At 64.3% G+C, this 23,890-nt stretch carries 25 protein-coding genes and 1 pseudogene; 4 read left to right on the top strand and 22 right to left on the bottom strand.

Features of this window, described 5'->3' with window-relative positions; all coding sequences use genetic code 11:
* Nucleotides 1-30: 30 nt before the first annotated feature.
* Nucleotides 31-1,632, bottom strand: coding sequence for a bifunctional UDP-sugar hydrolase/5'-nucleotidase (locus tag PARACOCCUSGL_RS0105745; protein ID WP_010394089.1), 1,602 nt, complete (start codon nt 1,630-1,632; stop codon nt 31-33).
* A gap of 143 nt (nt 1,633-1,775) precedes the next feature.
* Between PARACOCCUSGL_RS0105745 and PARACOCCUSGL_RS0105750 the strand changes: the two genes are divergently transcribed.
* The gene (locus tag PARACOCCUSGL_RS0105750; protein WP_029371598.1) at nt 1,776-2,108 is read left to right on the top strand and encodes a DUF952 domain-containing protein; all 333 of its coding nucleotides are present in this window, start codon (nt 1,776-1,778) and stop codon (nt 2,106-2,108) included.
* Nucleotides 2,105-3,163, top strand: a complete 1,059-nt coding sequence (locus PARACOCCUSGL_RS0105755) for a quinone-dependent dihydroorotate dehydrogenase (protein ID WP_010394092.1) — start codon at nt 2,105-2,107, stop codon at nt 3,161-3,163. The genes PARACOCCUSGL_RS0105750 and PARACOCCUSGL_RS0105755 overlap by 4 nt, the downstream gene beginning before the upstream one ends.
* Here the strand turns inward: PARACOCCUSGL_RS0105755 and cysE are convergent.
* The 21 genes and pseudogenes from cysE to fabF all read right to left on the bottom strand — a co-directional run bounded on the left by cysE (nt 3,160) and on the right by fabF (nt 21,382).
* Nucleotides 3,160-3,999 (bottom strand): serine O-acetyltransferase, encoded by an 840-nt coding sequence (cysE, locus tag PARACOCCUSGL_RS0105760; RefSeq protein ID WP_010394094.1) that lies wholly within the window; start codon nt 3,997-3,999, stop codon nt 3,160-3,162. The two genes, PARACOCCUSGL_RS0105755 and cysE, sit on opposite strands and share 4 nt — an antisense overlap.
* Before the next feature lie 64 nt (nt 4,000-4,063).
* A complete protein-coding gene (locus PARACOCCUSGL_RS0105765; RefSeq protein ID WP_010394098.1) occupies nt 4,064-4,786 on the bottom strand; it encodes a DUF2793 domain-containing protein in 723 nt (240 codons plus the stop codon).
* Nucleotides 4,779-8,672 (bottom strand): annotated as a pseudogene (locus tag PARACOCCUSGL_RS20295) (glycoside hydrolase/phage tail family protein). The gene PARACOCCUSGL_RS0105765 and the pseudogene PARACOCCUSGL_RS20295 overlap by 8 nt, the downstream one beginning before the upstream one ends.
* A gap of 18 nt (nt 8,673-8,690) precedes the next feature.
* Complete coding sequence (locus PARACOCCUSGL_RS0105775; protein WP_010394100.1) at nt 8,691-9,128, bottom strand: NlpC/P60 family protein; 438 nt, start codon at nt 9,126-9,128, stop codon at nt 8,691-8,693.
* A complete protein-coding gene (locus PARACOCCUSGL_RS0105780) occupies nt 9,125-9,943 on the bottom strand; it encodes a DUF2163 domain-containing protein (RefSeq protein WP_010394103.1) in 819 nt (272 codons plus the stop codon). Before PARACOCCUSGL_RS0105780 ends, PARACOCCUSGL_RS0105775 begins: the two co-directional genes overlap by 4 nt.
* Complete coding sequence (locus tag PARACOCCUSGL_RS0105785) at nt 9,940-10,572, bottom strand: DUF2460 domain-containing protein (RefSeq protein ID WP_010394106.1); 633 nt, start codon at nt 10,570-10,572, stop codon at nt 9,940-9,942. The genes PARACOCCUSGL_RS0105780 and PARACOCCUSGL_RS0105785 overlap by 4 nt, the downstream gene beginning before the upstream one ends.
* A gap of 3 nt (nt 10,573-10,575) precedes the next feature.
* Complete coding sequence (locus tag PARACOCCUSGL_RS0105790; protein WP_029371601.1) at nt 10,576-11,241, bottom strand: phage tail tape measure protein; 666 nt, start codon at nt 11,239-11,241, stop codon at nt 10,576-10,578.
* Nucleotides 11,144-11,482: a phage tail assembly chaperone gene (locus PARACOCCUSGL_RS22670; protein WP_083825816.1), complete on the bottom strand. Its 339-nt coding sequence runs from the start codon at nt 11,480-11,482 to the stop codon at nt 11,144-11,146. The genes PARACOCCUSGL_RS0105790 and PARACOCCUSGL_RS22670 overlap by 98 nt, the downstream gene beginning before the upstream one ends.
* The gene (locus PARACOCCUSGL_RS0105795; protein ID WP_010394111.1) at nt 11,479-11,811 is read right to left on the bottom strand and encodes a gene transfer agent family protein; all 333 of its coding nucleotides are present in this window, start codon (nt 11,809-11,811) and stop codon (nt 11,479-11,481) included. Before PARACOCCUSGL_RS0105795 ends, PARACOCCUSGL_RS22670 begins: the two co-directional genes overlap by 4 nt.
* Nucleotides 11,798-12,211, bottom strand: coding sequence for a phage major tail protein, TP901-1 family (locus PARACOCCUSGL_RS0105800; RefSeq protein WP_010394113.1), 414 nt, complete (start codon nt 12,209-12,211; stop codon nt 11,798-11,800). Before PARACOCCUSGL_RS0105800 ends, PARACOCCUSGL_RS0105795 begins: the two co-directional genes overlap by 14 nt.
* Nucleotides 12,212-12,223: 12 nt before the next feature.
* Complete coding sequence (locus PARACOCCUSGL_RS0105805) at nt 12,224-12,643, bottom strand: DUF3168 domain-containing protein (protein ID WP_010394115.1); 420 nt, start codon at nt 12,641-12,643, stop codon at nt 12,224-12,226.
* Entirely contained in the window at nt 12,640-12,990 is a 351-nt protein-coding gene (locus tag PARACOCCUSGL_RS0105810; RefSeq protein WP_029371603.1) for a head-tail adaptor protein, read from the bottom strand. The genes PARACOCCUSGL_RS0105805 and PARACOCCUSGL_RS0105810 overlap by 4 nt, the downstream gene beginning before the upstream one ends.
* Nucleotides 12,987-13,610 carry a hypothetical protein gene (locus PARACOCCUSGL_RS0105815; RefSeq protein WP_010394119.1) on the bottom strand — a complete coding sequence of 208 codons (624 nt, stop codon included), beginning with the start codon at nt 13,608-13,610 and terminating at the stop codon, nt 12,987-12,989. The genes PARACOCCUSGL_RS0105810 and PARACOCCUSGL_RS0105815 overlap by 4 nt, the downstream gene beginning before the upstream one ends.
* Before the next feature lie 141 nt (nt 13,611-13,751).
* The gene (locus PARACOCCUSGL_RS0105820) at nt 13,752-14,918 is read right to left on the bottom strand and encodes a phage major capsid protein (RefSeq protein WP_029371604.1); all 1,167 of its coding nucleotides are present in this window, start codon (nt 14,916-14,918) and stop codon (nt 13,752-13,754) included.
* A gap of 22 nt (nt 14,919-14,940) precedes the next feature.
* Entirely contained in the window at nt 14,941-15,477 is a 537-nt protein-coding gene (locus PARACOCCUSGL_RS0105825) for an HK97 family phage prohead protease (protein ID WP_040601730.1), read from the bottom strand.
* A gap of 1 nt (nt 15,478) precedes the next feature.
* Nucleotides 15,479-15,712 carry a hypothetical protein gene (locus PARACOCCUSGL_RS0105830; RefSeq protein WP_010394124.1) on the bottom strand — a complete coding sequence of 78 codons (234 nt, stop codon included), beginning with the start codon at nt 15,710-15,712 and terminating at the stop codon, nt 15,479-15,481.
* 1 nt (nt 15,713) lies between these two features.
* Complete coding sequence (locus PARACOCCUSGL_RS0105835) at nt 15,714-16,907, bottom strand: phage portal protein (RefSeq protein ID WP_010394126.1); 1,194 nt, start codon at nt 16,905-16,907, stop codon at nt 15,714-15,716.
* A 122-nt stretch (nt 16,908-17,029) separates the two neighbouring features.
* Entirely contained in the window at nt 17,030-18,370 is a 1,341-nt protein-coding gene (locus tag PARACOCCUSGL_RS0105840) for a DNA-packaging protein (protein ID WP_010394128.1), read from the bottom strand.
* Complete coding sequence (locus tag PARACOCCUSGL_RS20300) at nt 18,321-18,683, bottom strand: hypothetical protein (protein WP_010394130.1); 363 nt, start codon at nt 18,681-18,683, stop codon at nt 18,321-18,323. Before PARACOCCUSGL_RS20300 ends, PARACOCCUSGL_RS0105840 begins: the two co-directional genes overlap by 50 nt.
* Before the next feature lie 261 nt (nt 18,684-18,944).
* A complete protein-coding gene (gene mltG / locus PARACOCCUSGL_RS0105850) occupies nt 18,945-20,123 on the bottom strand; it encodes an endolytic transglycosylase MltG (RefSeq protein WP_010394132.1) in 1,179 nt (392 codons plus the stop codon).
* The gene (gene fabF, locus PARACOCCUSGL_RS0105855) at nt 20,120-21,382 is read right to left on the bottom strand and encodes a beta-ketoacyl-ACP synthase II (RefSeq protein WP_010394134.1); all 1,263 of its coding nucleotides are present in this window, start codon (nt 21,380-21,382) and stop codon (nt 20,120-20,122) included. Before fabF ends, mltG begins: the two co-directional genes overlap by 4 nt.
* Before the next feature lie 236 nt (nt 21,383-21,618).
* On the opposite strand from fabF, the gene PARACOCCUSGL_RS0105860 reads away from it, so the two are divergent.
* Nucleotides 21,619-22,794, top strand: a complete 1,176-nt coding sequence (locus PARACOCCUSGL_RS0105860) for a toxic anion resistance protein (protein ID WP_010394137.1) — start codon at nt 21,619-21,621, stop codon at nt 22,792-22,794.
* A complete protein-coding gene (locus PARACOCCUSGL_RS0105865) occupies nt 22,791-23,837 on the top strand; it encodes a DUF2927 domain-containing protein (protein ID WP_010394139.1) in 1,047 nt (348 codons plus the stop codon). Before PARACOCCUSGL_RS0105860 ends, PARACOCCUSGL_RS0105865 begins: the two co-directional genes overlap by 4 nt.
* Nucleotides 23,838-23,890 lie beyond the last annotated feature (53 nt).

The following is a 23,890-nucleotide window of genomic DNA, read 5'->3' on the forward strand; positions in this document are numbered from 1 at the left end:
GGCCGGGTGCGATCCCCGGCCTTTGCAGTGTCATTTCACGGTGATGCGGCCATCAAGCCTTGGCGCGAAATCCGGCCCCTGCCTGGCCAGATATTCTGCCAGCACATCGGCAAGATCAGGCCCAAAATCATAGGCATTCATAGCGTTATCGGCAAAGATCTTATAGCCGTCACCGCCAGCGCGCATATAGTTCTGGGATACGACACCATATACCGCCTCCGGGTTGATCGGCACCCAATCCGAGCCTTCGCGCACCAGCACATTGCTGATCCGGCTTCCGACCGGGGCCGAGGGGTCCAGCGTGTATTTCAGCCCCGAGACCTGAGCAAAGCGCCCCGCCGCCTCTTCGATCTGGCTCGCGCCATTTTCCAGCGCCGCAACCACATCAGAACCTTTCAGCTGAAAGGTCGAAAGCGTATTCTGGAACGGCAGTACCGACAGCACATCGCCCATGGTCACCGCCCCCGCCGGGATTGAGGCGCGCAACCCGCCGCCGTTCTGGATCGCAATGGTGATGCCCTGATCCTTGACACGCGCCAGCATCGCATCCGCGACCACATTGCCCATTTCGCATTCACGGACACGACAGGATTCGCGGCTGCCGTCGATGGGTGCCTTGATCTCGGCCACGTGCTTTTGCTTGAGCTGTTCGATGGGCGCAGCCATTTCCTTGACGCGAGCGGCAAGCTTTTCGTCGGGCACGACCGAGTTATCCAGCAGGACCGGCTGGCCCTCGGCCTTGATCAGCTTGCCGTTGTCGTCCCAGGTCAGAACCAGATGACCCAGATACTTGCCATAGGCATAGGCGGTCGCGACCGGCACCTCAGCCCCATCAGCGCCCTTCACCATTGTCGGATAGGGACCCTCGGCCCCTTCGACCTGACCAAGCAACGTGTGGCTGTGCCCGCCGATCACCGCATCGATTCCCACCACTTCGGCAGCGAACTCCTGATCACGCTTAAAGCCCGTATGGGTCAGGGCGATGATCTTGTTGACGCCCTGATCGGTCAGTTCCTGCACATCGGCCTTCAGGCTATCCATGTCATCCATGAAAATGACCTTATCGCCGGGCGAAGCGGTCTCCGGGGTGTCCATCGCCAGAGCCGAAACGATGCCGATCTTTTCGCCCCCGATCTCTAGCGTCAGCATATCGTCAACCTTGTCCTTCAGCTCGGGTGATTGGGACAGATCAAGGTTGCCCGAGATCACGGGAAACTTCGTTCCCTCGGCCAGAATCGCCAGCCCAGCCGGTCCGTCGTCAAACTCATGATTGCCGACTGCCATGGCGTCAAAGCCGATCGCGTTCATGAACTCGACCGTGTCCTTACCCTTATAGGTGGTATAGAACAGGCTGCCCTGATACTGATCGCCCGCATCCAGCACGATGACATTCTGCCCCTCGGCCTTCAGCTCATCGCGAAGCTCGCGGATCTTGGATGCCAGCCGCGCCACGCCGCCGAAACACTCGCCCTTGGCCTCGGTCTCAGCATCGCAGGTACTGTCATAAGCGTTGATCGGCTCGATTCGGCTGTGAAAATCGTTAATATGCAGCACGTGCAGCGTATAATCCGCCTGCGCCGCGCCCGAAGACAGCGCAACGGCCGCTGCCGAAACCAAAAGCCAGCGTTTCATCTCGTTCCCTCTCACCCCGAATGTCCGAATGAAACGCAGATTGGGGGATGGCCGCGGCTCCGTCAATTGACGATCATGTTGGCTGACAAGCCGCAGGCTCAATGGCGCTTGACGGGCCGCACGGTGCAACGCATGAACCCACCATGCTGGTTTACAAGATCTTTCACGCGGCCGAGTTTCAGGCCTTCACGCATCAGGGCCATAGCCTTGGCGCACCCGTGGATCTGGCCGATGGTTATATCCACCTGTCAACTGCAACACAGCTTCCCGGCACGCTGTCGCGTCACTTTGCAGGCAAAGACGGGCTGCATCTGCTGGCTCTCGATTCCAGGGCGCTGGACGCGCTGCGTTGGGAACCATCGCGCGGTGGTGATCTGTTCCCGCATCTCTACCGCGAACTCAGGGCCAATGACGTGCTGTGGAGCCGCCCTCTGCCTCTCGGCCCCGGCGGCCACGATATCGGAGATATCACATGAACCTCATCGAGCGGATGGGCCTTGCCGCATTGCATCGCCTCGACCCCGAGCGTGCGCATGATCTCTCGATCCTGGCTCTGCGAAAGGGGCTGGTGCCGCTGCCGGGCCAACCCGTCACCTCTGGTCGGCTGCGACTGCGCCTTGCCGGGCTCGATCTGCCGAATCCGGTTGGGCTGGCGGCGGGCTATGACAAGAACGCCCGCGCTCTGCCAGCGCTGATGCGGGCGGGCTTTGGCTTTATCGAGGTCGGCGCCGCCACTCCGCGCGCCCAGCCCGGCAACCCCCGGCCACGGCTCTTTCGGCTAAGCGAAGACCGCGCCATCATCAACCGCTTTGGCTTCAATAACCAAGGCGCTTCGGCAATTGCCCAACGACTTGCCGCGCGCCCGTCGGGCATTCCGGTCGGGCTGAACATCGGGGCTAACAAGGACAGCATCGACCGCAGCGCCGATTTTGCTGAGGTCGTGCGCATCAGTGGCGCCCATGCCGATTTCCTGACCGTCAACGTCTCATCGCCGAACACTGAGAAACTGCGCGACCTGCAAGGGGCCGAGGCTCTTGCGGCGCTGTTGCAGGGCGTGTTGCAGGCACGTGACAGCCTGAAAAACTGCCCGCCTGTATTCATCAAGATCGCCCCCGATCTGGACAACGCCGCGATTGCCGATATCGCGGCCGTGGCGCTGGCCGCGCCCGTCGATGCGATCATCGCCACAAATACCACACTGACCCGCGATGGCCTTAGCTCACCCCACGCGCCCCAAGCGGGCGGCCTGTCAGGCGCGCCGCTGTTCGAACGCTCGACCCGCGTCCTCGCCCGCCTCTACCGCGAGACACAGGGACGGGTGCCGCTGATCGGCGTGGGCGGAATCGGCTCGACCGAACAGGCATGGCAAAAGCTGCGCGCCGGAGCATCGGCCGTACAGATCTACTCGGCGCTGATCTATCAGGGCTTTTCCCTGGCCAGCCGCATTGCGCGCGAACTGGATCAGCGGCTCGCACGCGAAAACATCACCCTGTCCGAGCTGACCGGCAGCGGCAACGCCGACTGGCTTTAGAACAGGTCTTCCTGACCCAAAAGCTGGTTCATGGAATTCGAAGGCTCCGGGCAGCCGGCATCGCCGACGATCCGTGCCGGCACGCCCGCCACAGTCTTGCAAGGCGGCACTTCGCTCAGCACGACCGAACCGGCGGCGATGCGCGAGTGATGGCCGACGCGGATATTACCCAGCACCTTGGCCCCGGCCCCAATCATCACACCATTGCCGATCTTTGGATGCCGGTCGCCATCCTCCTTGCCGGTGCCGCCCAGCGTCACCGAATGCAGCATCGAGACATCATTGCCGACCTCGGCCGTCTCGCCGATGACGATGGAATGGGCGTGGTCGATCATGACGCCCGTCCCGATGCGTGCTGCCGGGTGGATATCGACGCCAAAAACCTCCGAGCAGCGCATCTGCACGAAATAGGCCATGTCGCTCCGGCCCTGCTGCCACAGCCAATGCCCGATGCGATAGGCTTGCAGCGCCTGATAACCTTTAAAGAACAGGATCGGCTGCATCAGCCGGTGGGTAGCCGGATCACGGTCATAGACCGCCAACAGATCGGCCTGCGCCGCCGAAGAAAGCTCGGGCGCGCGGGAAAAAGCGTCGTCCGCAATCTCGCGCAAGATCTGCTCACTCATCTCGCGCGAGGCAAGTTTCAGCGAAAAACGATAGGCCAAAGCCGCCTCAAAGGTGGCGTGGTGCAACAGCCCGGCATGGATCAGCGCCCCCAGCAGGGGTTCGTCGCGCACGGCGATCCGCGCTTCGCGCTGGATACGGCCCCAGACCGAATCGCGCGGGGCGTCCCGCGCGTCCGATAGCGGCTCGATCATATCTTTCTGCAGGTTCATTCAGGCGCGCCCGTCAGTTTCATTCACCGAGTCTAGCGGAAACCGACGGGCGCGAAAAGTCTGCTCAATCCGGCAGCCGCAATTCCCACCAATGCAGGACGACACGCACCTTGCCACCAGCGAACTGGCCGCCCTTTGCAGTCAGCCTCAGTGGCACAGGCTCCCAGAACACCATGGGTGGCGACAAAAGCCCCCGCGCCCATGAGCCCTGCGCCTTGCCAAGCCCCTGGCCAAACCGGACAAGACTGTCTGCATTGCCCGGCGTGCCCAGCGACCATGAGGTCGCGCCACCCGTGATCCCCTCGATCACCCGCGCCGTCGCGCCGAAGACCAGCGCCCCCGCGGGAATGAATATCGCCGTATCGAATGAGGGGCCCTGCCCCAGCGCAACATCCTCGGACAGCTGCCGCGCAAGCAGCCCCGAACCATGGCGGCCCAGCGTCACCGCACCCGGCACCCAGTGTGAACCGTCATGGATCGCCGTCACCCCTTCATCGGCAATGATCGCGCGGCGGCCAAAGCCCGGCTGAACAAAGATCCAGCCTCCGTTTGCGCCAATGGCGATCTTGCCGCCCTGCCCCTCCCAGGCGTTGACCGCACCTTGCGGCACACCCCAACACAGCCCTTCGGCCACCGTATCGGGCGGGTTGATACGCGTCACGCTTTGCATGACCAGATCGACCTGACCGTCCAGGCGCATCAGCGCCTCGTTGACGGTGACATGTTTTTGCGCCTGCGCCGGCATCAGCAGCGGCAGGTCGCAGTTGGCGGTCGTATTCTCAGACATGGATCATCCTTTTTGCATAGGGACCCGCTCCGAACAGGTCGGAAAGCTGGGCAACCTCAAGGGCAAGGCCGCCTCCTGTTGCGGCCTCGGCCCAAACATCCGCGGGTACCGTCCAGCGCGGCTCATCGACCACGGCACGTGCCAGTACATGCCCGTCGTCCCGAACCAGCCGGACCAAGTAACGCTCCTGCGTCTCGCCCAAGGGAACGTCAGCCCCCTCCCAGCCGTCGCCCTGTATCCGCGTGCGGCGGATCCAGGTCGCAACCCGGCCGCGCATCTCCAGATGACAGGGCGATAGCGGCCGCAGCCCAGCGCCTCGGAACGCCATGGCGATATGGCGATAGCTCGGATCATCGGGAGCACGCACCGCCGGACCGACACGCCAGTGACGCAGCTGATTGCGGGCCGAGGGCGGCAGATCCACCTGCTGCGCCGCACCATCCAGTAAGACAACAATGCTGCCCACGGGCCAGACCAAGGGCATAAAGGCATCTGTACCCGCCTGCCCGCGCAGCCGGGTCGATATCTCCCACAAACCGGCCGAGATCAGGCGCGCCTCGGCAAACTGCAAAAGCTCCCACCCCTCGGGCGAACCGTCACCGATGGCCAGCAGGTTCGCCCCCGCCATCAGCGCCTCCTCTGAGGCCGAGCGCAGATTGCCCCCCTTGACCCTCAGACGCAGTGCGGGGCCACGGTCCCAAACCCCGGGCCGGGCCGCAGCAAGCGGGTTTTCAGTACGCCCCATAATCGAAGGCTCAGCAAGCGTCAGGTTCAACCGATACCCGCCGGTTTTCTGCGCCGAGTCCCAGACCGCTGCTGCCCCCGGCCATGGCGTCGCCGTCACCGCAAGATGCGGCGCATGGGGCGCCTCGTCCCCGCGCAGCAACGGCAGATCCAGAAACACCGGCCAGACCGGGATCGGCGGGACAAAGGGACGCAGGACCGTCTCTCCTCCGGCGATCCGGGCGGGACGATAGACCCCCGGTTCGACCCGCACCGCATCGACGGTGATCGCACCCGCCCGCTCGACACGGTCGATGCGCCAGCGTTTCGCCTCGGCCCGGGGTTCGGCCAGCCGCACCACATCACCTGGCCCCAGATGCCCCAGCGAGGGCGGCAGGGCAAAGCGCACCCCGTCCCGCGCAACCGCTGCCTCTGCCAGCCAGCGCTCGGCCAGCGCCCGACCTTCGCCGCGTGTCAGCGACATGGCCAGCTCACTGTCCGAGACCGGCAGGAATTCTGCCCCCGGCATCATCGTCTCAGCCGTGCGCACGGCATAATCACCCCCGGCCTCGACATGGGACAGACGGATACGACCAACCATCTCGGCATCGGCGGCACGCCGGACCTCGACAGACTGGACCTCCTCGGCCAGCGCCATGTCATCGGGACCAAGCTCGGCATCGACGCGCGCGCCGCGCATGACAAAGCGCAGGACACCGTCACGTTCGACGGCATCGAACCCATGCGCCAGCATCAGGGGCTGCAATGCCGCGCGACCGCTTTCATAACCAGAAAGCACATATCCCCGCACCAACCCCCGCAAGCCCTCGACGTCAAAAGCCCGCACGCCTGCCTCATGGCAGATCTCGGCCACGACATCGGCCAGAGGCACGGCACCAGCACGACCGTTCAGCCAGTGACCCCGCTCCCATGCCGGGCCATCCGACCACAGGTCGGTACGGGCGGGAAAGGCCGGATAGGGCCGCGCGTCCCAGCACCAGACATGCGCGCGATCCATGTCGATCATCCGGCCTGCACCCGTCCGGCCATAGGCGGCACGGGCAGGGTTGTTGGCCGGGTCGGACCAGTACTCGGTCATCGCCCGTATATAGGCCGCCTGAATCACGTCATCCCGCCGCCCGTCCGAGAAGTGGGGCAACATCGATTCCGAACTCATCGCATCAAGGAACTTGTTGGGCTGGTTGGTGCCCTTATCCAGCGCGGCACAGCCCATCTCGGTAAACCAGACCGGCTTGCTGCGCGGCACCCATGCGGTGGGCCTGGCCTGCCGCACGCCTCTGATGCGATCGTGATGGCGGTTCTGCCACCAGCCATGGATATCCTTGTAACGCCAGATCCAGTGCTCGTGATGCGCCCCGTCCTCGATCAAGGTGCGACGCTGCGCCTGCCGGTCGGCATCACTGGCGTAATACCAGTCGTAACCCTCTCCCCCCGCAACATTGCCGCGCAGATAGGCGGGATTGTCGATGCGGCCGAAATGGACGTCCAGATGGTCCTCACCCTCGCGCCAATCCGACAGCGGCATGTAATTGTCGATACCGATGAAATCGATGTTCCTGTCCGCCCACAGCGGGTCCAGATGGAAATGTACATCGCCGTTGCCGGGGTGATGGCCGAAATATTCCGACCAGTCAGCGGCATAGCCGATCTTGACCCCCTGTCCCAGAATGGCACGCACATCGGCCGCCAGCCGGCGCAGCTCATCGACCGCAGGGAATGAGTGGCCCGACCCCATGATCGTCGTCAGACCTACCATCTCCGAGCCGATCAGAAAGGCGTCGATCCCCCCTGCAGCCGCGCATAGATGGGCGTAGTGCAGGATGAACCGGCGATAAGACCACTCCTGCGGCCCACTGTAGGAAATAACCGTGCCATCGCGCGAGAAATGCCGCACCTCGGCAGAGCCGAAAAATCGCCTCACCTCGGCTTCAGCCGTCTCCGTGCCCGCGGGACTGCCATCGCGGCCCGCGGCGATACTGGTGGTGATCCGGCCCCGCTATGGCATGACCGGCTGATGCACAGCGCCGCTCCACGGGTCGGGGCGACGGTTGCCTGCCAGCTGCTCCATCAGGATGAACGGATAGAACACCCCCTTCCGGCCACTTGCAGCAATCGCCCGCAGCGCCTCGATCACCGAGGCATCGGCCGGAGTGCCCCCATAGATCGGCCGGTCGTTCACGCGCGCGACCTCACCCGCCTCACCCCGCCCGATGCCGCCAGCGCGCCAGGCCATCTCACGTCCGTCACGGCTGCGATCTTCAACTTTTGGCTGCACAAGGCATTCACCCGCGCGCAGGTCATCGCCAAACCATGACACCACCAGCGAGACCGAACCGACATTCGGCAACTCGCGCCCCAGCGTCCGCATCGAGGCGCGGAAATCGCTCGCAGCCAAAGGTGTGTTGTGATTGATGACCTGCGTCTCGCCCAGGCCCAGATCCAGGCTGACCGCCGTGGTAGCCAAAGAGTACTCTCCGGTACCGGGGATCATTGCCACTGCCTGCACCTCACGCGACAGGCCGCGACCGTCCTTTGCTGCCCGGGTCACCTCGAACGAAAGCTGCGGAACGCGGTTGCCCCATTTCTCAAGCGCCAGCTCCTCGAAGACGACATAGGCAATGCCGCGATAGGCGGGGGCATCATCCCCCTCCTGCGCGGCAATGGCCGGGTCGGGAAGCTGATCTTCGTCCCCCGGATAGACCCGCATGTTCAGATCATCGGCCGAGACCTCCTCTCCATCCGCCCAGACCCGCCCGACACCAAGGATCGGCCCCTCGCACAGTGCAAGGGCAAAGCTCAGCCGATAGCCGATCTCGGTCACACTGGGACCCGAGCCCTTGCCACCGCCATGTTCACGCCGGGTCTCGACCACGGGACCGGCCCAGATCGCGTGCCCGGGCAGCCGCATCTGGCCCCACAGCCTCGGGATCGAGGTTCCCTCGCCCGCAGTCTGAATGCGCAGCCGGTCCACGCGCCCCGTCTCAACCGCCTTCGAGCCACCGCCCAAAAGACGCTGATCAATCACCCGCCCCAGCGTCGCCCCGACCGCCCGGCCAATTACCGCGCCCGAAAGCCCCAGAACCGTGCCGCCAAAGCCCGAACCCAGCGATGCCCCGACCGCCGCCAGCAGAATCGTCGCCATTGCGCTCTAACCTTTCCCTCAAAGAGGCGGAAACCGGAAACGTCCCGCAATCCGCGCCCGCCACGGCGCCGACAGCGGACTGTCCACCACCCCATGCCGGTCATAGGCATGGATGAAACGCGCCTCTGCACCAATTTCCGCCAATATTCCCAGATGCTTGGCGATAGCCCCGGCCCTCATGCGAAAGACCAGCACATCGCCCGGCTGCTCATCTTGGGCGGGCAGCAGATAGCGCCCCGCACCACCCAGGATAAGCTCGGTCCCGCCGACCTCACCCCAGTCGGGGGTATAGGCCGGCATAGGCTCGGGGTCGGTCCCGTAAAGTTCGCGCCAGATACCGCGCATCAGCCCCAGACAATCCGCCCCCGCCCCCCGAACCGATCCTTGATGAACATAGGGCGTGCCGATCCACGCCCGCGCGGCCGCCACCGCAGCCAGTCCCGCAGCCGTGCTCATCGGTTCACCTTGGGCGCGATCAGCCAATCCTCAGGAGGCAAATGAGGAAAGCCGCGAAAGTTCAGGTAATTGAGGAACTTCATCCGGCAAGTCTCGCCGCGCTTGTCGCAGCCGGCCACCAGCCGCACGCGGTCCCCGGCGACGGGTTGAATGCCCGGCGCCGTCCACAATTCAACCGCACGCCGGTTGCCCGGCTGGGCAACATCCGCCTTGACCATGGCCGACAGCCCCTCGGCAGCACCGGACAGCATGATCAGCCGGCCGTGCTCGAACCAACCCGGATCATGGCCCGCAATACCCGAAAGCGTCAGCCGTCCGCCCTCGTCGGCCAGTACCACGCCTTCGGCAGAATAGCCGGGCTTAGACAGATCAAATCGGCATTTGCCGTCGCCCAGCACCGCCGAGCAGCGCGGGTGATAGACCCGGCCCTGCGCCTTGTTCAAAGGTTCGGAAAGTCCGCGCAACTCGGCACTAAAAGCCGCGCCACTGCGCACTACCTCGCCCAGATGGCCACGAAAGATCAGCTGCCGGTTAGCAGCGTTGGACCAGTCCACCTCCCACAGGCGAACCTCGGCACTGTCCCAGCGCCCGGCCATCAGGTCCTGCTCAGTGATCGCGGCATCCGACAGCGCGCCCATGGCTTCGCTGTTATCAACCGACAGGCCAAGGCCCTGCACCAATGCCCGCGCACTCAGCCCTGAATCAGGCCGGAAGGTGATATCCTCAAAGCCCAGTTCCCGGTCATGATCGGTAAAGCCAAGCTCCAGCCCGTCGCGCCGCCGTACCGCCCATGCGCGCGCAATTGTCCCGCTCATGGCCGCACCTCCACCACCGGGACCTGAGGCAGCTCGCCCGCCTGAAACGAAGCGACCGACACCGCGATACGGTCGGCGTCAAAGCGCACCGGTACGTCGAACTCGAACCCCGCGGTCACTACGGCATCCGCCTCGGGCGGCGCGGCAAAGGTAATGATCCCCGTGGCCGTATCGACCTCGAAATCGACGCCCTCGCGCTTTTCGACATGCCCCACGCCGGCACGCACCGTGCCCTCGACAGGCTTGATCACCGGGCGCCGATAGCGACCGACCCCCGAGGCATATGCTTTGCACAGCGCAAATTCACGCTGCACCCCATCGCCGATCCCGATCTCCTGATCCTGAAAGGTGACCTCGGCACTTGGGATGCATGACTTGTAATCGGCCCAGTCCTTCCAGCGGAAACCATGCATCTGCCCCGCCCGCGCCTCGAAAAAGGCAATCAGCGCCGCGACATCGTCAAGCGAGCGCAGGCCAAGCCCCGCATCATAGCGCCGCCGCGAATGCGCCCATGGGGTGCGGCGCTCTTCGTAACCGTTGGTCAGCGCGACGATCTCGGTGCGCCGCTCAGGCCCCCCGACCGAGCCAAAGGAAAGGCTCGCCGGAAATCTGATCTCATGAAATGCCATTGCTCACCCGTTTCTTTCCCCGCGCGCCAGAATGCGGCCAAGCTGCGCGGCAATCTGGCTTTGACTACGCTGGAACCCCGTGACATCGGGGGTCGAGACATTGAAGGTCACATTCACCGGCCGCCCGCCGTCCGCCGCCGCGACACCCAGCCGACCATCAGCACTGCGGCGCAGGGGCATGATCGCCTCGGGTCCGGCCTCGCCCATCAGCCCGGTCGCGCCGCGCATTGGGAAAAAGGTCGGCTGACTGACCACGCCACCCCGGGCAAAGGGCATGACCCGACCCTGCACAAAGGCCGCGCCATCCCGAAAAGGCAGCACCGCCGAAACCATCCCGTTCACACCCTGCGCGATGGCTCCGGCCAGCGCCTGTTCGACCGGCTTCATCGCCAGGGAAAAGGCGGTATCCGCCATGCTGCGCGCGATGCCTTTCAGAGCCTCGCTCAGCTTCATGCCGTCAAAAACCAGTCCCGAGAACGCACGGCGCAGCCCGGCACCGATGCCAAAGGCCAGCGTGCTGGCCTCGCGGTTGGTGTAAAGCATGGTCTCGCGCAGGCGGGCCAGTTCAGCGTCAAAGGCTGCCGTCAGCCGGGCATTCTCGTCCAGCCCCTTGATCAGCGCCTCTTGTTCGTCCTCGTCGAGCGGGCCAAGCCCGTCCCTGTTCGTCACCACCGCCGCCTCCTTTTTTCTCATGCTGACCGACAGGCCGGTCAGGATAGCGCGCGGCCAGTTCGGCCAGCCGCGCACGCGTCATCGCGCCACCGCCGTGCGCCGGGTCGACGCCCAGCATCAGCGCCAGCTCGGCCGGGGTCAGCGTCCAGAACTGCCCGGGGGTAAGGCCCAGACCGCCCAGACGTGCGGGGCCCAGCCCGGCACGCAAAAGCCCGGGCCAGTCCAGCCCGCCACTCATGTCCCCTCGATCCGAAAGGCGCGCGACAACAGCGCCGCCGCCGCATGAGCAGCCGCGACCGGCCCACCGCGCAGATCGGCCAAGGCCAGATCATCCATGCCGCCCGTCCAGCCGCCGCCGCGCAGACCCGCAACCAGAACCGCCATCACGTCACGACTGGAAAAGCGGCCACCCTCGAACCGCTCGACCAGCGCGATCATGCTTTCGGCGCCCAGCTCGGCCTCAAGCGCAGCCAGCGCGCCCAGGGTCAGTCTTGCGACATGGCGCTGACTGCCCAGCCAGATCTCGACCTCACCCGCAAGCGGGTTGATGCCGTCAAAGCGCGACAAAGCTGATCGGGCCCGCGCTTGCCAGGGAAATCTCATAGGTTGCCTCGCCATTGTAACTACCCGCATATTCCAAAGCCGTGATCTGGAACGCCCCCTCGACCGTGCCGAAATCCGGGATCACCACCTGAAAGCGCGGCACCTCGCCATCAAAAAAGGCCTGCCGCGCACGCTCATCCGTCGTGCCATCACGGAACACACCCGAGCCCGAGATGCTGGCCGAGCGCACCCCCGCACCCGCCAGCAGTTCGCGCCAGCGACCCTCGCTTTCCAGGCTCGTCACATCCACAGTCTCGGCATTGAAACCCAGCCGGGTCGCCCGCAGGCCGGCTATGGTTTCGAAATGACCGTCGCCGGTCATATCCATCTTGATCAGCAGGTCGCGTCCGTTCTGAACCGCCATCACCGTTTCTCCTCATCCAAGGTCGATGCGCGCGCGAAAGGTCAGATCGACCCGCCGCCCCGCGCCTTTTTCCGTCCGTCGTGCCCGGGCACGCAGGAACCACAGCCCCGCCAGATGGCCACACCCGATGGTCATGCCCGCACTTTCCAGTGCGTCGCAGACCGCAGCAGCAGCCGCCTTGACCGTCGCGAAACCGCCGGTCTCATCAGCCCCCGACAAGACCGAGACGGTCAGGTCATGCACTGCCCCCGCCCCGGTCATGTCGCCCGCATCGCGCGCTTCTTCGGGACCCAGCGCGACATGAACCCCTGCCGGGGCCGAAACCGGCATCGCGTCATAGATCGCGTCCCCGACCAGTTCGCGCAGCGCCGCATTATCGCGCAGCACCTGATAAACCGCCGCCTGCAAGGCAGCCGTTGCCCGGTAGCTCATGCCGGAATCTCCTCTTGCGCGATACAGACCAGCCAGCGCCCCCCGGGGTCGCTTTCGGCGACTGCGTCGATGCGAAAGCGCCGCGCCTGCGCGCCCTCACCCAGCCGCAACCTCTGCCCGGGGCGCGGGCGGCGCGTATCGCCCGCAGGCGCTGCCCTGACGGTGATCCGCCAGGTCACGACGCTCTGCGTCCCCAATGCGGCGACACGTTCACCACCCGCGCCCGAGCGCATCTCGGCCCAGATCCGCCCGACCTCCTGCCAGGACTGGCGAAAGCCGCCCATCCCGTCGGGCAACCGGGCCGAGGATTCCACGACCAGCGGCACTGTCATGCGTGGCGTGCTCATGCACCGCCACGCGAATTGCCGCGCCCTCCCAGCACCCGGACAGAGCGCCAGCGTTCAATCAGCACACTGACATCGAAAGGCAGCGCACTCTGGGTGCCCTCAAAACTGCGGTCCTCGTGATAATGCGCAGCCAGCATCAGCGCCGCCTGCGCCAGATCAGCCGGAACCCGGGACCAGTCAGCCCCGAAACCAGCCAGAAAGCTGATCGTCACGCATCCCCCGTGCGGGACAGATGGCAGAAAAACGCCCACCGGCTTCAGCACCGGTCGTTGCATATCCCGCACCAGACGATAGCGCGCAGAATCAAGCACCGTCCCTGCCCCCGTGGCGTCAAGGATCTCAACCCCCTCGACCGCCTCGACCGGGGCCAGTGGCAGCGGCTGGCCCTGCGTATCTCGCCACCGCTCCAGCTGCAGCCGAAACCGCCGCGTCAGCAGCACCTTGCCGGTACGCGCCTCGATTGCGGCAATGGCAGCGCGCAGATAGCCCGCCAAAGCCGCGGTCTCGGCCACATCCTCAGCACCAGGCCCGCCAAAACCACAGCCCAGCCGCAAGTGATTGCGCAACACCGCGACGGGCAGCGCCTCGGCTACAGGCGCTGTCACTTCCTCAAGCATCATCTTCTATTCTCCCATTCGCTGGGGTGCCGCATCCTCGGGTCACGAAAGGGGCCGCGCCGCTGCCCGCCCTCGCGCGCGCGGACAGTTGCACTTGCCGGTAAGGCGGGCATGAAATCCGCGCGGCCCCGCTTCGGCCCTGGATCAGCCGAAGATCATCAGCTTGATGGCGCGGGCATCAGTAACGCCGCCGCCAACGCGCTTGGTGGCATAAAACAGAACATGCGGCTTGGCCGAGAACGGGTCGCGCAGGACGCGCAGATCGGGACGCTCGACGATGGTATAGCCGGCGCGAAAATCACCAAAGGCGATCGCAGCAGCGCCACGGGCGATATCAGGCATCTCTTCGCAGATCAGCACCGGATAGCCCAGCAACTGCGCCGGCTGCCCCAAAGCCAGCGAGTCCGTCCACAAAAACCGGCCATCGGCATCGCGCATCTTGCGCACCGCCGCAGCGGTCTTCGAGTTCATGACAAAGCTTGCATTGGCCCGATATTGCGCGCCCAGCGAATAAACCAGGTCGATCAAAGCATCTGCCGGATTCCCTTCGGCAAAATCTCCATCACCACCTGACAGCAAGGTTCCGATCCTGGAATCACCAGCCTCATGATGGGGCGCCGTAGCATGGGTCAGGAATCCCTTGGGCTTGTTGATACCGTCGCCTTTGACAAAGGCTGCTGCCTCCGCTCGGGAAAATTTGTCGGCAATCCGACCGGCAAGCCAGCTTTCGACGTCAAAGGCACTGTCGTCCAGCAGGCGCTGGCTCGCCTTGGGCATGGCAGAAAGCTCGTGCACCGGAATCACGACCCGCTGAACGGTCGGCGTACCCGTTTCTGCCTGAGCGGTATCCTCGCTCGCCCAACCATGGGCGATATCGCCCATATCGACCAGCACCTCATAGCTCGCCGATTCCACTGTCACGACATTGGCAATCCGTCGCAACGAGGCGGTGCCGGTCAGAACGTCCTGCACCTGCATCGCCACGGTCGGAGCAACAAGGAACCCGCCATCCGAGGTCGAGGTCATTGCCTTACCTTCCAACGGCAACCCGCGCAGCGCCGCATCGTCCCCATGGCGGACATAGGCGTCAAACGCCTTTTGATAGGGCGCGCCCTGATCGGCCTCAGCCGACAAAGGGGCACGCGCCCGGGAAATGCTCTTGCGGTCCATGATGGTCATGCGATCTTCCTGTACTTTCAGTTGTTTCTGAATGTCTGAGCGAAACTGCTTGAGTTCATTTACGAATCCCAGCATTTCAGCCCCCAGTTCTCCGGGCAGTTCTGTCCCGGCCGCGGCTTTCACCTCGGTCATGCTCCCCTCCATTTGGATGAAATCATTCGGCGCGCAGCGCCTGCGTTGCGGCCCGAAAAGCCGCTGCCAGTTCGTCGATTCCGCCTGATTTTCGGCCCACCTTTGCCTCGGCAAGCATGGGAAAGGTGACCAAGGACACCTCCCACAGCTCGACCTCGGTCAGCCGCCGCCGGCCCTTGGCATCGCGCTCGGCCGAAATTGTGCGATAGCCGATCGACAACCCGTCGATGGCACCAGCAGCGATCAGCGCCGCCGCCTCGCGGGCCTGGGCAATGTCGGGCAAAAGCCTACCCGCGACCCACAGACCCTGCTCGTCCTCTCGTATCTCGTCCCAAACGCCGATCGGCCGGGTCGGGTCATGCTGCCACAGCATCCGCACACGGTCGCCGCGCGCGGCAAGCCGCCTCAGGCTTTCGGCATAGACCCCGCGCAAGACGACATCGCCGCCCTGATCCGTAACGCCGAACAGGCTGGCATAGCCCTCGATCCGCGTACCGTCCAAGATCAGGGACGATCCCGCCGCAAACTTCAACTCTAGCCCGTAATCCTTTGAATTCACGCTATCCCCCTTTTGGCGTAAAGGTCATGATCGATTGCACGGCCTGGGTCAGGATCACCGCGACAACGCCATAGACCGTCATCCATAAGCGCCGCTCCAGCCCTTCGATCAGCGCCTCGATCCGCTCCAGCCGGCGCTCGACCTGACCAAACTGCAGCGCCATGATCCGCTCTTGGGTGTTGAGGCGCTGGTCATGCCAGTCAAAGGGCTCCTTGACGAAACGCGAGCCCTCCATCCTAGTCCTCCTGCGCAGGCGGCAGGCCCAGAACCGCGCGCTTTTCCGCCTCGCTCAGAAAGGCCGCCTCGCCGACACGCCGCCATTGGGCGTCGCGTTCCTCAGCAAGCGCAGGCACCTGATCCGGATCGGCACGCAAGTCGATCTCATTGCCCAGATGCTCGGACAGCCACCACGCCACGGCACTCGCCACGCGCGAGACCAGAGGCAGAACCGTCAGCCGATAAAACGCCCGATGCGCCTCGGCGTAGTTGGCATAGGTCGCCTCGCCCGGAATACCGATCAGCATGGGTGGCACGCCAAAAGCCTGTGCAATCTCGCGCGCAGCGGCCAGCTTGGTCTGATGAAACTCCATGTCCGAGGGGGAAAACCCCATCGGCTTCCAGTCCAACCCGCCCTCCAACAGCATCGGTCGACCGGCATTACGGGCGCCCTGATGATGCATCTCCATCTCGGCAACCAACCGATCATACTGGTCGGGCGACAGGTTCCCCTGCCCATCTGCACCGCGATAGACGATAGCGCCGGAAGGCCGCGCAGCATTATCCAGCAAAGCCTTCGACCAGCTCGAAGCGCTGTTGTGGACATCGACAGCCACCGCAGCCGCCTGCATCGGCGACAGCCCATAATGATCGTCCAAAGGATGAAAGCTGCGGATATGGCAAATCGGATCGGGACTACCCGCCATATCGAACCGAACCTTGCGGCCGCCCACACCATATTCATAGGCGATGGGCCAACCATCCGGCCCCGGCACCACCGCCATCCGATCAGCGCGCAAGACATGCAGCTCCGCAGGCAGGCCTTTGGGCCCCATACCGACCGCCTCCAGATAACCGTTACCGCTTAACAGGATCTGGCCATAAAGCGCCTCGAATATCTCGGCACGGCCCTGCGCCGGATTGGGCCTGCGCAGCAGATCCAGCACCGGATGCACGTCATAACGCCGCTCTCGGTCCTGACAGATCAGCGGCACCGCAGCCGCCGCTTCGGCAATCAGCCGTACGGCTCGGAAACCGACCGGATTGCCGATGAACCCGGCATTGGTCAGGCTGACCGTATCACGCGGGGACCAGACAACCCGACCTGACCCCGCTGCCAACGCCACTACCTTACCGGCGGCGCTGGCCTTTTTCTCGACTGCGGTGGTTGGCCGCGCCGATACCCCATTCCGCCCGAACCAGGGAAATGCCATAGGCTCCTCATGAAAATCCCAAGAAAAAAGGGCCGCTGACCGCGACCCTCACGAGCCCCATGGCCCGTTCTTCCGTGTCCAAATATCCATGCGACAGCCCCGCAAAAGCGGCGCCGAAGCCGCTAGAGCGCGCGTACCGCAGGACGCGTATAATGCGCCGCCGGCTCAATCATCAGCTCGTGAATAGCCCAGACCAGAGCATCCAGACGATCCGGTGAGCCCTTGCCACCATAGCCCGCGACGGTCATGCGGCACATCTGATCTTCAAGGATCCCCAGGCCGCGCAGGTGGTGAACCCGACCCTGCTCATAAAGCGCCGCGACCGGCTCGGCCCGCAACCCCTTGCCCCGCCCGGCACGCAAGGCGCGAAAGGGCACCAGCGGGTCGATCTGGCGCAAAACACTTTCCACCAGATCGCCGCCCTGATTGATCTCGGCCACCAGCCGCTCGCCGCCATGCCGCTCCATCGCCTGAATTGCCGCCCGCGCCCAATCAGACGGCCCGCCCCGGACCGAGGCATCCTCAAGCACATAGGCCCGCCAGTCGGTCACCGGACCCTCGGCCACCACCCCGGCGACGACGATGCCGCATTCATCAGCGCCAGCCCCGCCCGTCACCGCGGGATCGACCGCAATCACGATACGCGATAGCGTCGGGGCCGCATCGACCCTGCACCGTTCAAGCATCGAAGTCGTCCAAAGCGCGCCCTCGACATCTTCAAGAAGCAGCCCCTCAAGCTCCTGCCGTCCAAGCCGTGTGCCCGCATAGCGCGCCTCGACCTCGGCAAGAAAGCTCTCGGCCAGATAGGCACGGTTGGCATCGGTCGGCGCATGGGTGGTCACGGTCGAGGCATTACCCAGAATCCGCTTCAACACCGGGACATTCTTTGGCGTCGTCGTCACCACCTGCTGAGGGTGTTCCCCCAGACGCAGGGCAAATTGCAGCATGTCCCAGGTCTCCTCGGCCTTCTTCCACTTGGCCAGTTCATCGACCCAGGCGGCATCGAATTGCGGACCACGCAGCGCCTCGGGCTCATGCGCCGAATAAACTTGTGCGGTGGCGCCATTTGCCCAGACCAACCGCCTCCGTCCCGCCTCCCACACCGGACGGCGATCCGGAGGCGAGCAGGCCAAAATCCCCGACTCGCCAAAGACCATGACGTCACGCGCCTGATCAAAGGTCTCACTAACCAGCGCAAGGCGACGGGCACGGCCCGGCGCATCTGGGGTAGCTCCTTCAACCTGCATGCGCACCCATTCGGCACCGGCGCGGGTCTTGCCCGCGCCGCGTCCCCCCATGATCACCCAGGATTTCCAGTCGCCCTCGGGCGGCAGCTGATGCGGCAGCGCCCAGAACTCGAACAGCCAGGGCAGTGCCGCAAGGGCATTGTCGCCAAGGCTGCCCAGGAATTCGTCAACCTCCTCCTGCGCGGCGCAGGCAAGCCAGGCGGCGCCCGATCTCATCGCGTGCCGCGACAAGGTCAAGCGTTCCCGCGCCGACCTGTCCGGCAGCTTCCTTGCGAAGCTTGTCAACCTTGCTCCTTTCCTCCAGCACCAGTTGGGTCGCGGCCCTCAGGTCGCGCACCATCCGGACGGATTCCTTCAACTCGTCCATCTCGCCGGCCTGAATCTTGGCCCGCAATCGGGCAAGATCCGCCGCATAAGACCGGAACAGCCCATCCGCGATCGCAAGCACATCCATGTCAGGCGCCGCGGCGGCGCCGGGCACGAAAGGCCCTTCCGGTGCCTCCGGCCCCGGATCGAAATTCATCGTCATTCCTGATCGTCCTGCCCTCGTGTGTCTGTCCGCACGAGCAAGAAATGAAAAAAGCGGCCTCGGGTCATCCGACCCGGCCGCTTGCCCACCTCTCCCAGCATGGGTAATTTCTACTTTAGGGCGTTCGCAAAGTCAATAAAAACCCATTGGTTGCGTTCGGCATCTCAGGATAAATCAATGAAAACAACAGGATGGGCCGCGCAACACCTCAGCGCACGCAATATGCAACGGGGGCGAAAACGCCCCCGTCAACTGCCGAATCTAGTCACCCTGAACCGGGGAAAGCGGCTGTCCGCGCTGACGCTCGATCTCACGCCACCGGGCAACATTGCTGTTGTGCTCTTCCAGCGTCCGGGCAAAGGCGTGACCACCCGAACCGTCCGCGACAAAGAAGACGTAGTCCGTATCCTCGGGGTTCAGCGCTGCCTCGATGGCAGCCCGGCCCGGATTGGCGATCGGCGTCGGAGGCAGCCCGTCCACCTGATAGGTGTTATAAGGCGTGCGCCGCCGCAGCTCAGAGCCGCGAATGCCGCGATCAAGAACCCCTTTGCCGCCAGTGATGCCGTAGATCACGGTCGGGTCGGTCTCCAGTCGCATTCCCTGGCGCAACCGGTTCACAAAGACACTGGCGACCACGCGACGCTCTTCCGGGATCCCGGTTTCTTTTTCGATAATCGAGGCCATGATCAGCGCCTCTTCGGGCGAAGCATAGGGCAGATCCGGCGCCCGCGCCTCCCACGCCGAGGCCAGGATCGACGATTGCCGCCGCGCCATTTCGGCCAGCAGGGTGGCGCGATCCGCACCCTTTTCGACATCATAGGTGTCGGGCGCGAGGCTGCCCTCGGCAGGAAGCCTGCCGACCTCGCCGCCCAGGAAACCTGCTTGCTTCAGACCCTCGGCCACCTGCCAACTGGTCACGCCCTCCGCGACCGAAATACGCAGCCGCGCGTCCGGCTTTTGCTCGGCGGCGGCAATGACCTCAGGCGCAGGCTCGGTGGCGGGGTTGTATTTCGCCTGTTCGGCAAAAACGCCAGTTTCGGAATCCATGTCTCGCAGGATCACCGAGTTTTCGCGCACACCAATGCGGAACACGACCTCGGTGCCACAGGTGCTGGGGCCGCCTGCGGTAATGACGCGAGAGATTTCGGCCATGCTGGCCTGCGGAGGGACCAGATACGAGCCGAATTTCAGATTGCGCGACTTGCCTTCATAATCAGCGCCGACCCGAAAGACATAGGCATTCGAGATCACGCCCTGTTCGGCCAGCTGCTGACTGATCGCGTTCAGGCTGGCGCCAGGCGCGACACGCACACAAGCAGCCACGGCGCTTGGGCCGGGCCGGTCGTATTCATGCTTGCCCCAGGCGACCGCGGCCGCAACCGCAATCAGCACCACAATCAGCAGTGTCAGGAAGTTCGACGCGATATGGCGCCAGATCATTCCTTGACCCGTCCCATCACCAGGCTGGCGTTGGTGCCGCCAAAGCCAAAGCTGTTCGACAGCACGTAATCCACCTTGCGGCGCACAGCAGCATTGGCGGCCAGATCGACGGGCGTTTCACGCGCCGGATTGTCAAGGTTGATGGTCGGCGGACAGATCTGGTCACGCAAGGCGAGAATACAGAAGATCGCCTCGACCGCGCCTGCCGCGCCCAAAAGATGGCCGGTGCTCGACTTGGTCGAGGACATCACCACATTGCCAGCCGCATCGCCAAGCAGCCGCTCGACCGCGCCAAGCTCGATCACGTCGGCCATGGTCGAGGTGCCATGCGCGTTGATATAATCCAGATCGCCCGGCTTGATACTGGCACGAGCCAAGGCATTGGACATGCTGCGGAAACCGCCTTCGCCATCCTCGCTTGGCGCGGTGATGTGATAGGCGTCGCCCGACAGACCATAGCCCAGAATCTCGGCATAGATATGCGCGCCACGGGCCTTGGCGTGCTCGTATTCCTCAAGCACCAGAACGCCCGCGCCTTCGCCCATGACAAAGCCGTCGCGATCCACGTCCCAGGGCCGCGAAGCCGCCTTCGGATCAGCCTCGCGCTTGGTGGACAGTGCCTTGCAGGCGTTGAAGCCGGCGATGCCGATCTCGCAGATCGGGCTTTCGGTGCCGCCAGCGATCATAACGTCAGCGTCGCCCAGGGCAATCAGCCGCGCCGCATCACCGATAGCATGGGCGCCGGTCGAACAGGCGGTCACTACTGCATGGTTCGGCCCCTTGAAACCAAAGCGGATCGAGACCTGCCCTGAAACAAGGTTGATCAGCGCCCCGGGAATAAAGAAGGGCGACACCCGTTTCGGTCCGCGCTCTTTGATCAGAACCGCAGTTTCGGCGATCGACTGCAACCCGCCGATGCCCGAACCGATCAGCACGCCGGTACGCTCGCGGTCAGTCTCGTTTTCGGGCACCCAGCCGGAATCGCGGACGGCCTGCTCGGCAGCGGCCATGCCATAGACGATAAAATCGTCCACCTTGCGGCGGTCCTTGGCCTCCATCCAGTCATCGGGATTGAATGTGCCGTTCGAACCATCCCCGAACGGAATTTCGCAGGCGTATTTCGTCGCCACATCCTTGGTGTCGAAACGAGTGATCAGGCCGGCACCGGATTCTCCGGCCAGCAGTCTCGACCAGGTCTCTTCGACCCCCGAGGCCAGCGGTGTGACCATCCCCAGTCCGGTGACGACAACTCTGCGCATGCACGGGCTCCTTCGCAACGCTCGATCGGGCAGGTTCTACACGCCCCCCGCTGCCCGTGCAACGCAAAGCGACCCCCGCCGGCAAGCGCCCGCCCCATCATGGCCCGTCCCACCCCGGCAGGATGGCAACACCACCAAAAACAAAGGGAACTGATGGGCAGGGCGCTCGTTGAACTCGACGGGAAAGGGCCTATTCTGCTGCCGGGCCCTTGCGACACATGAAAGGACTACACCGGATGACCACGCAGACACAGGCCAGCGCCCAGGCAGCCCTGGACGAAATCCAGACCGTGACCGCGGTCGTCCTGCCCGAACCACCTGCAGCAGCCCCAACCCTCAGCGAGGCCAACCCTGAGCTTGCCGAGGAAATCCGCAAGCGCATGGCCGAGGTGAATATCCGCGACTCTGGCTCGATCGTGCATTTCGGTGCCCGCGCCCAGAATGAGCTGCAGGAAATCAGCCAGGCGATGCTTGAAGGGGTCAGGAACAAGGACGTTGGCCCCGCCGGCGAATCGCTGCGCGAGATCGTGACCACGATCCGCGGCTTTTCGGTCAGCGAACTCGACGTAAGGCGCAAGCGCAGCTGGTGGGAAAAACTGCTGGGCCGTGCCGCTCCATTCGCGAAATTCGTCGCCAACTACGAAGAGGTTCAGGGCCAGATTGATCGCATCACCGCCGATCTGGACCATCACCAGCACCTGTTGTTGAAAGACATCAAATCGCTGGACCTGCTTTATGATCGCACGCTGAACTTCTACGACGAGCTCGCGCTCTATATCGCAGCGGGCGAGGAAAAACTGGCGCAGATCGACCGTGACGAGATCCCCGCAAAGGAAGCCGCCGTCGAGGCTGCGGCAGAAAACGACAAGGTCATGGCCGCGCAAGAACTGCGCGACCTGCGCTCGGCGCGCGACGATCTTGAGCGTCGGGTCCATGACCTGAAGCTGACGCGACAGGTGACGATGCAGTCTCTGCCTTCGATCCGGCTGGTGCAGGAAAACGACAAATCGCTGATCACCAAGATCAATTCGACACTGGTGAACACCGTGCCCCTGTGGGAAACGCAGCTGGCTCAGGCAGTCACCATCCAGCGCAGCGCCGAGGCCGCCCGCGCGGTCAAAGAGGCAAACGACCTGACCAACGACCTGCTGACCGCAAACGCCAAGAATCTGCGCGAAGCGAATGCCCAGATACGCACTCAGGTCGAGCGGGGCGTCTTTGACATCGAGGCGGTGCGCACCGCTAATGCCGAGCTGATTTCGACCATCGAGGACAGCTTGCGCATCGCTGACGAAGGTCGCGTCCGCCGCGCCGCCGCCGAGGAAGACCTCAGGACGATGGAAGCGGAACTGCGCAAGACCCTCGCCTCGGCCCGAGCCGGCTCCACCTCCCCAGCCTCGACACCATCGTGACCCTGACCACCCGCCCCCGACTTTTGGCACAGCCGTTCGCTCTGCCTTTTGCGCTGGCTCTGCTGGCGCTGCTTTCCGCCTGTGCGCCCGAAACCCAGACCGAGGCGCCGCCGCCCGTAATCAAGGCACCGCCACCCCCGGACCGGCCCGAACCACCCGAGGTCGATCAGGCAGCCCTGCGGCGCGAACGCGCTGAAACCGCACGCGCCGCAACCGCGCGGGCCGAGGCGGCGGCCGCCTCTCCGGCCAGCCGCAGTATGCGCGAATATCTTGCCAATGTTGAGGAAACGCTGATCAGCCGCGGGCGTCTGCGCACCGATGGGGGGACCGAGATCACCCTGACCCCCGAAAAGCTGGCCGAGGATTTCATCGAGGTCGCCCTTCACGACGAATATATACGCGAAGGGGGCAAGCTGATCCCCCGCGCCACCCCAGCACCCCTGCGGCGCTGGCAACAGCCGGTGCTGGTGCGGGTCGAATTCGGGGACTCGGTCGCTCCGGCGCTGCGGGCCCGTGACCGGGCCGACATCGCGGGCCTTGCCGCACGGCTGCAAAGCGTCAGCGGCCATCCGGTCGGGCTGACCGGCGGTACGGGCAATTTCAACGTCCTGATCGTGAACGAGGATGAGCGGCGCCAGATCGCCCCGCGCCTCGCCTCGCTCGTACCGGGCATCCCGGCAAGCGATATAGACGCGCTGCGCGATCTGGCGCCGCAGAATTACTGCACGGTCTTTGCCTATTCCAACGGCAACTCGCCGACCTACACCCAGGCCGTGGCGCTGATCCGGGCCGAGCTGCCTTCGCGGCTGCGCCGTTCGTGCATTCACGAAGAATTGGCACAGGGCATGGGCCTTGCCAATGACAGCCCGCGGGTGCGGCCCTCGATCTTCAACGATGACGAAGAATTCGCCTATCTGACCCCGCATGATGAGCTGTTGCTCAAGATCCTTTACGATCCTCGGCTGCAGCCCGGCATGACCGTGGCCGAGGCGCGTCCGATCATCCTGCAGATCGCCCGCGAACTTCTGGGAACCGAAGCCTAGCCCCGGCAGTCGGGGCTTGACGCGGGACAGGCGCGGGGATCATCCTCGCCACG

The organism is Paracoccus sp. TRP (assembly GCF_000185925.1).
In the GTDB taxonomy this organism is placed as follows: domain Bacteria; phylum Pseudomonadota; class Alphaproteobacteria; order Rhodobacterales; family Rhodobacteraceae; genus Paracoccus; species Paracoccus kondratievae.

Coding starts and splice junctions, on each gene's coding strand:
- PARACOCCUSGL_RS0105745 (WP_010394089.1), bottom strand. CDS start 1,632: ATGAAACGCTGGCTTTTGGTTTCGGCAGCGGCCGTTGCGCTGTCTTCG.
- PARACOCCUSGL_RS0105750 (WP_029371598.1), top strand. CDS start 1,776: ATGCTGGTTTACAAGATCTTTCACGCGGCCGAGTTTCAGGCCTTCACG.
- PARACOCCUSGL_RS0105755 (WP_010394092.1), top strand. CDS start 2,105: ATGAACCTCATCGAGCGGATGGGCCTTGCCGCATTGCATCGCCTCGAC.
- cysE (WP_010394094.1), bottom strand. CDS start 3,999: ATGAACCTGCAGAAAGATATGATCGAGCCGCTATCGGACGCGCGGGAC.
- PARACOCCUSGL_RS0105765 (WP_010394098.1), bottom strand. CDS start 4,786: ATGTCTGAGAATACGACCGCCAACTGCGACCTGCCGCTGCTGATGCCG.
- PARACOCCUSGL_RS0105775 (WP_010394100.1), bottom strand. CDS start 9,128: ATGAGCACGGCTGCGGGACTGGCTGCGGTGGCGGCCGCGCGGGCGTGG.
- PARACOCCUSGL_RS0105780 (WP_010394103.1), bottom strand. CDS start 9,943: ATGAGCGGGACAATTGCGCGCGCATGGGCGGTACGGCGGCGCGACGGG.
- PARACOCCUSGL_RS0105785 (WP_010394106.1), bottom strand. CDS start 10,572: ATGGCATTTCATGAGATCAGATTTCCGGCGAGCCTTTCCTTTGGCTCG.
- PARACOCCUSGL_RS22670 (WP_083825816.1), bottom strand. CDS start 11,482: ATGAGTGGCGGGCTGGACTGGCCCGGGCTTTTGCGTGCCGGGCTGGGC.
- PARACOCCUSGL_RS0105800 (WP_010394113.1), bottom strand. CDS start 12,211: ATGGCGGTTCAGAACGGACGCGACCTGCTGATCAAGATGGATATGACC.
- PARACOCCUSGL_RS0105805 (WP_010394115.1), bottom strand. CDS start 12,643: ATGAGCTACCGGGCAACGGCTGCCTTGCAGGCGGCGGTTTATCAGGTG.
- PARACOCCUSGL_RS0105810 (WP_029371603.1), bottom strand. CDS start 12,990: ATGAGCACGCCACGCATGACAGTGCCGCTGGTCGTGGAATCCTCGGCC.
- PARACOCCUSGL_RS0105815 (WP_010394119.1), bottom strand. CDS start 13,610: ATGATGCTTGAGGAAGTGACAGCGCCTGTAGCCGAGGCGCTGCCCGTC.
- PARACOCCUSGL_RS0105820 (WP_029371604.1), bottom strand. CDS start 14,918: ATGACCGAGGTGAAAGCCGCGGCCGGGACAGAACTGCCCGGAGAACTG.
- PARACOCCUSGL_RS0105830 (WP_010394124.1), bottom strand. CDS start 15,712: ATGGAGGGCTCGCGTTTCGTCAAGGAGCCCTTTGACTGGCATGACCAG.
- PARACOCCUSGL_RS0105835 (WP_010394126.1), bottom strand. CDS start 16,907: ATGGCATTTCCCTGGTTCGGGCGGAATGGGGTATCGGCGCGGCCAACC.
- PARACOCCUSGL_RS0105840 (WP_010394128.1), bottom strand. CDS start 18,370: ATGAGATCGGGCGCCGCCTGGCTTGCCTGCGCCGCGCAGGAGGAGGTT.
- PARACOCCUSGL_RS20300 (WP_010394130.1), bottom strand. CDS start 18,683: ATGACGATGAATTTCGATCCGGGGCCGGAGGCACCGGAAGGGCCTTTC.
- mltG (WP_010394132.1), bottom strand. CDS start 20,123: ATGATCTGGCGCCATATCGCGTCGAACTTCCTGACACTGCTGATTGTG.
- fabF (WP_010394134.1), bottom strand. CDS start 21,382: ATGCGCAGAGTTGTCGTCACCGGACTGGGGATGGTCACACCGCTGGCC.
- PARACOCCUSGL_RS0105860 (WP_010394137.1), top strand. CDS start 21,619: ATGACCACGCAGACACAGGCCAGCGCCCAGGCAGCCCTGGACGAAATC.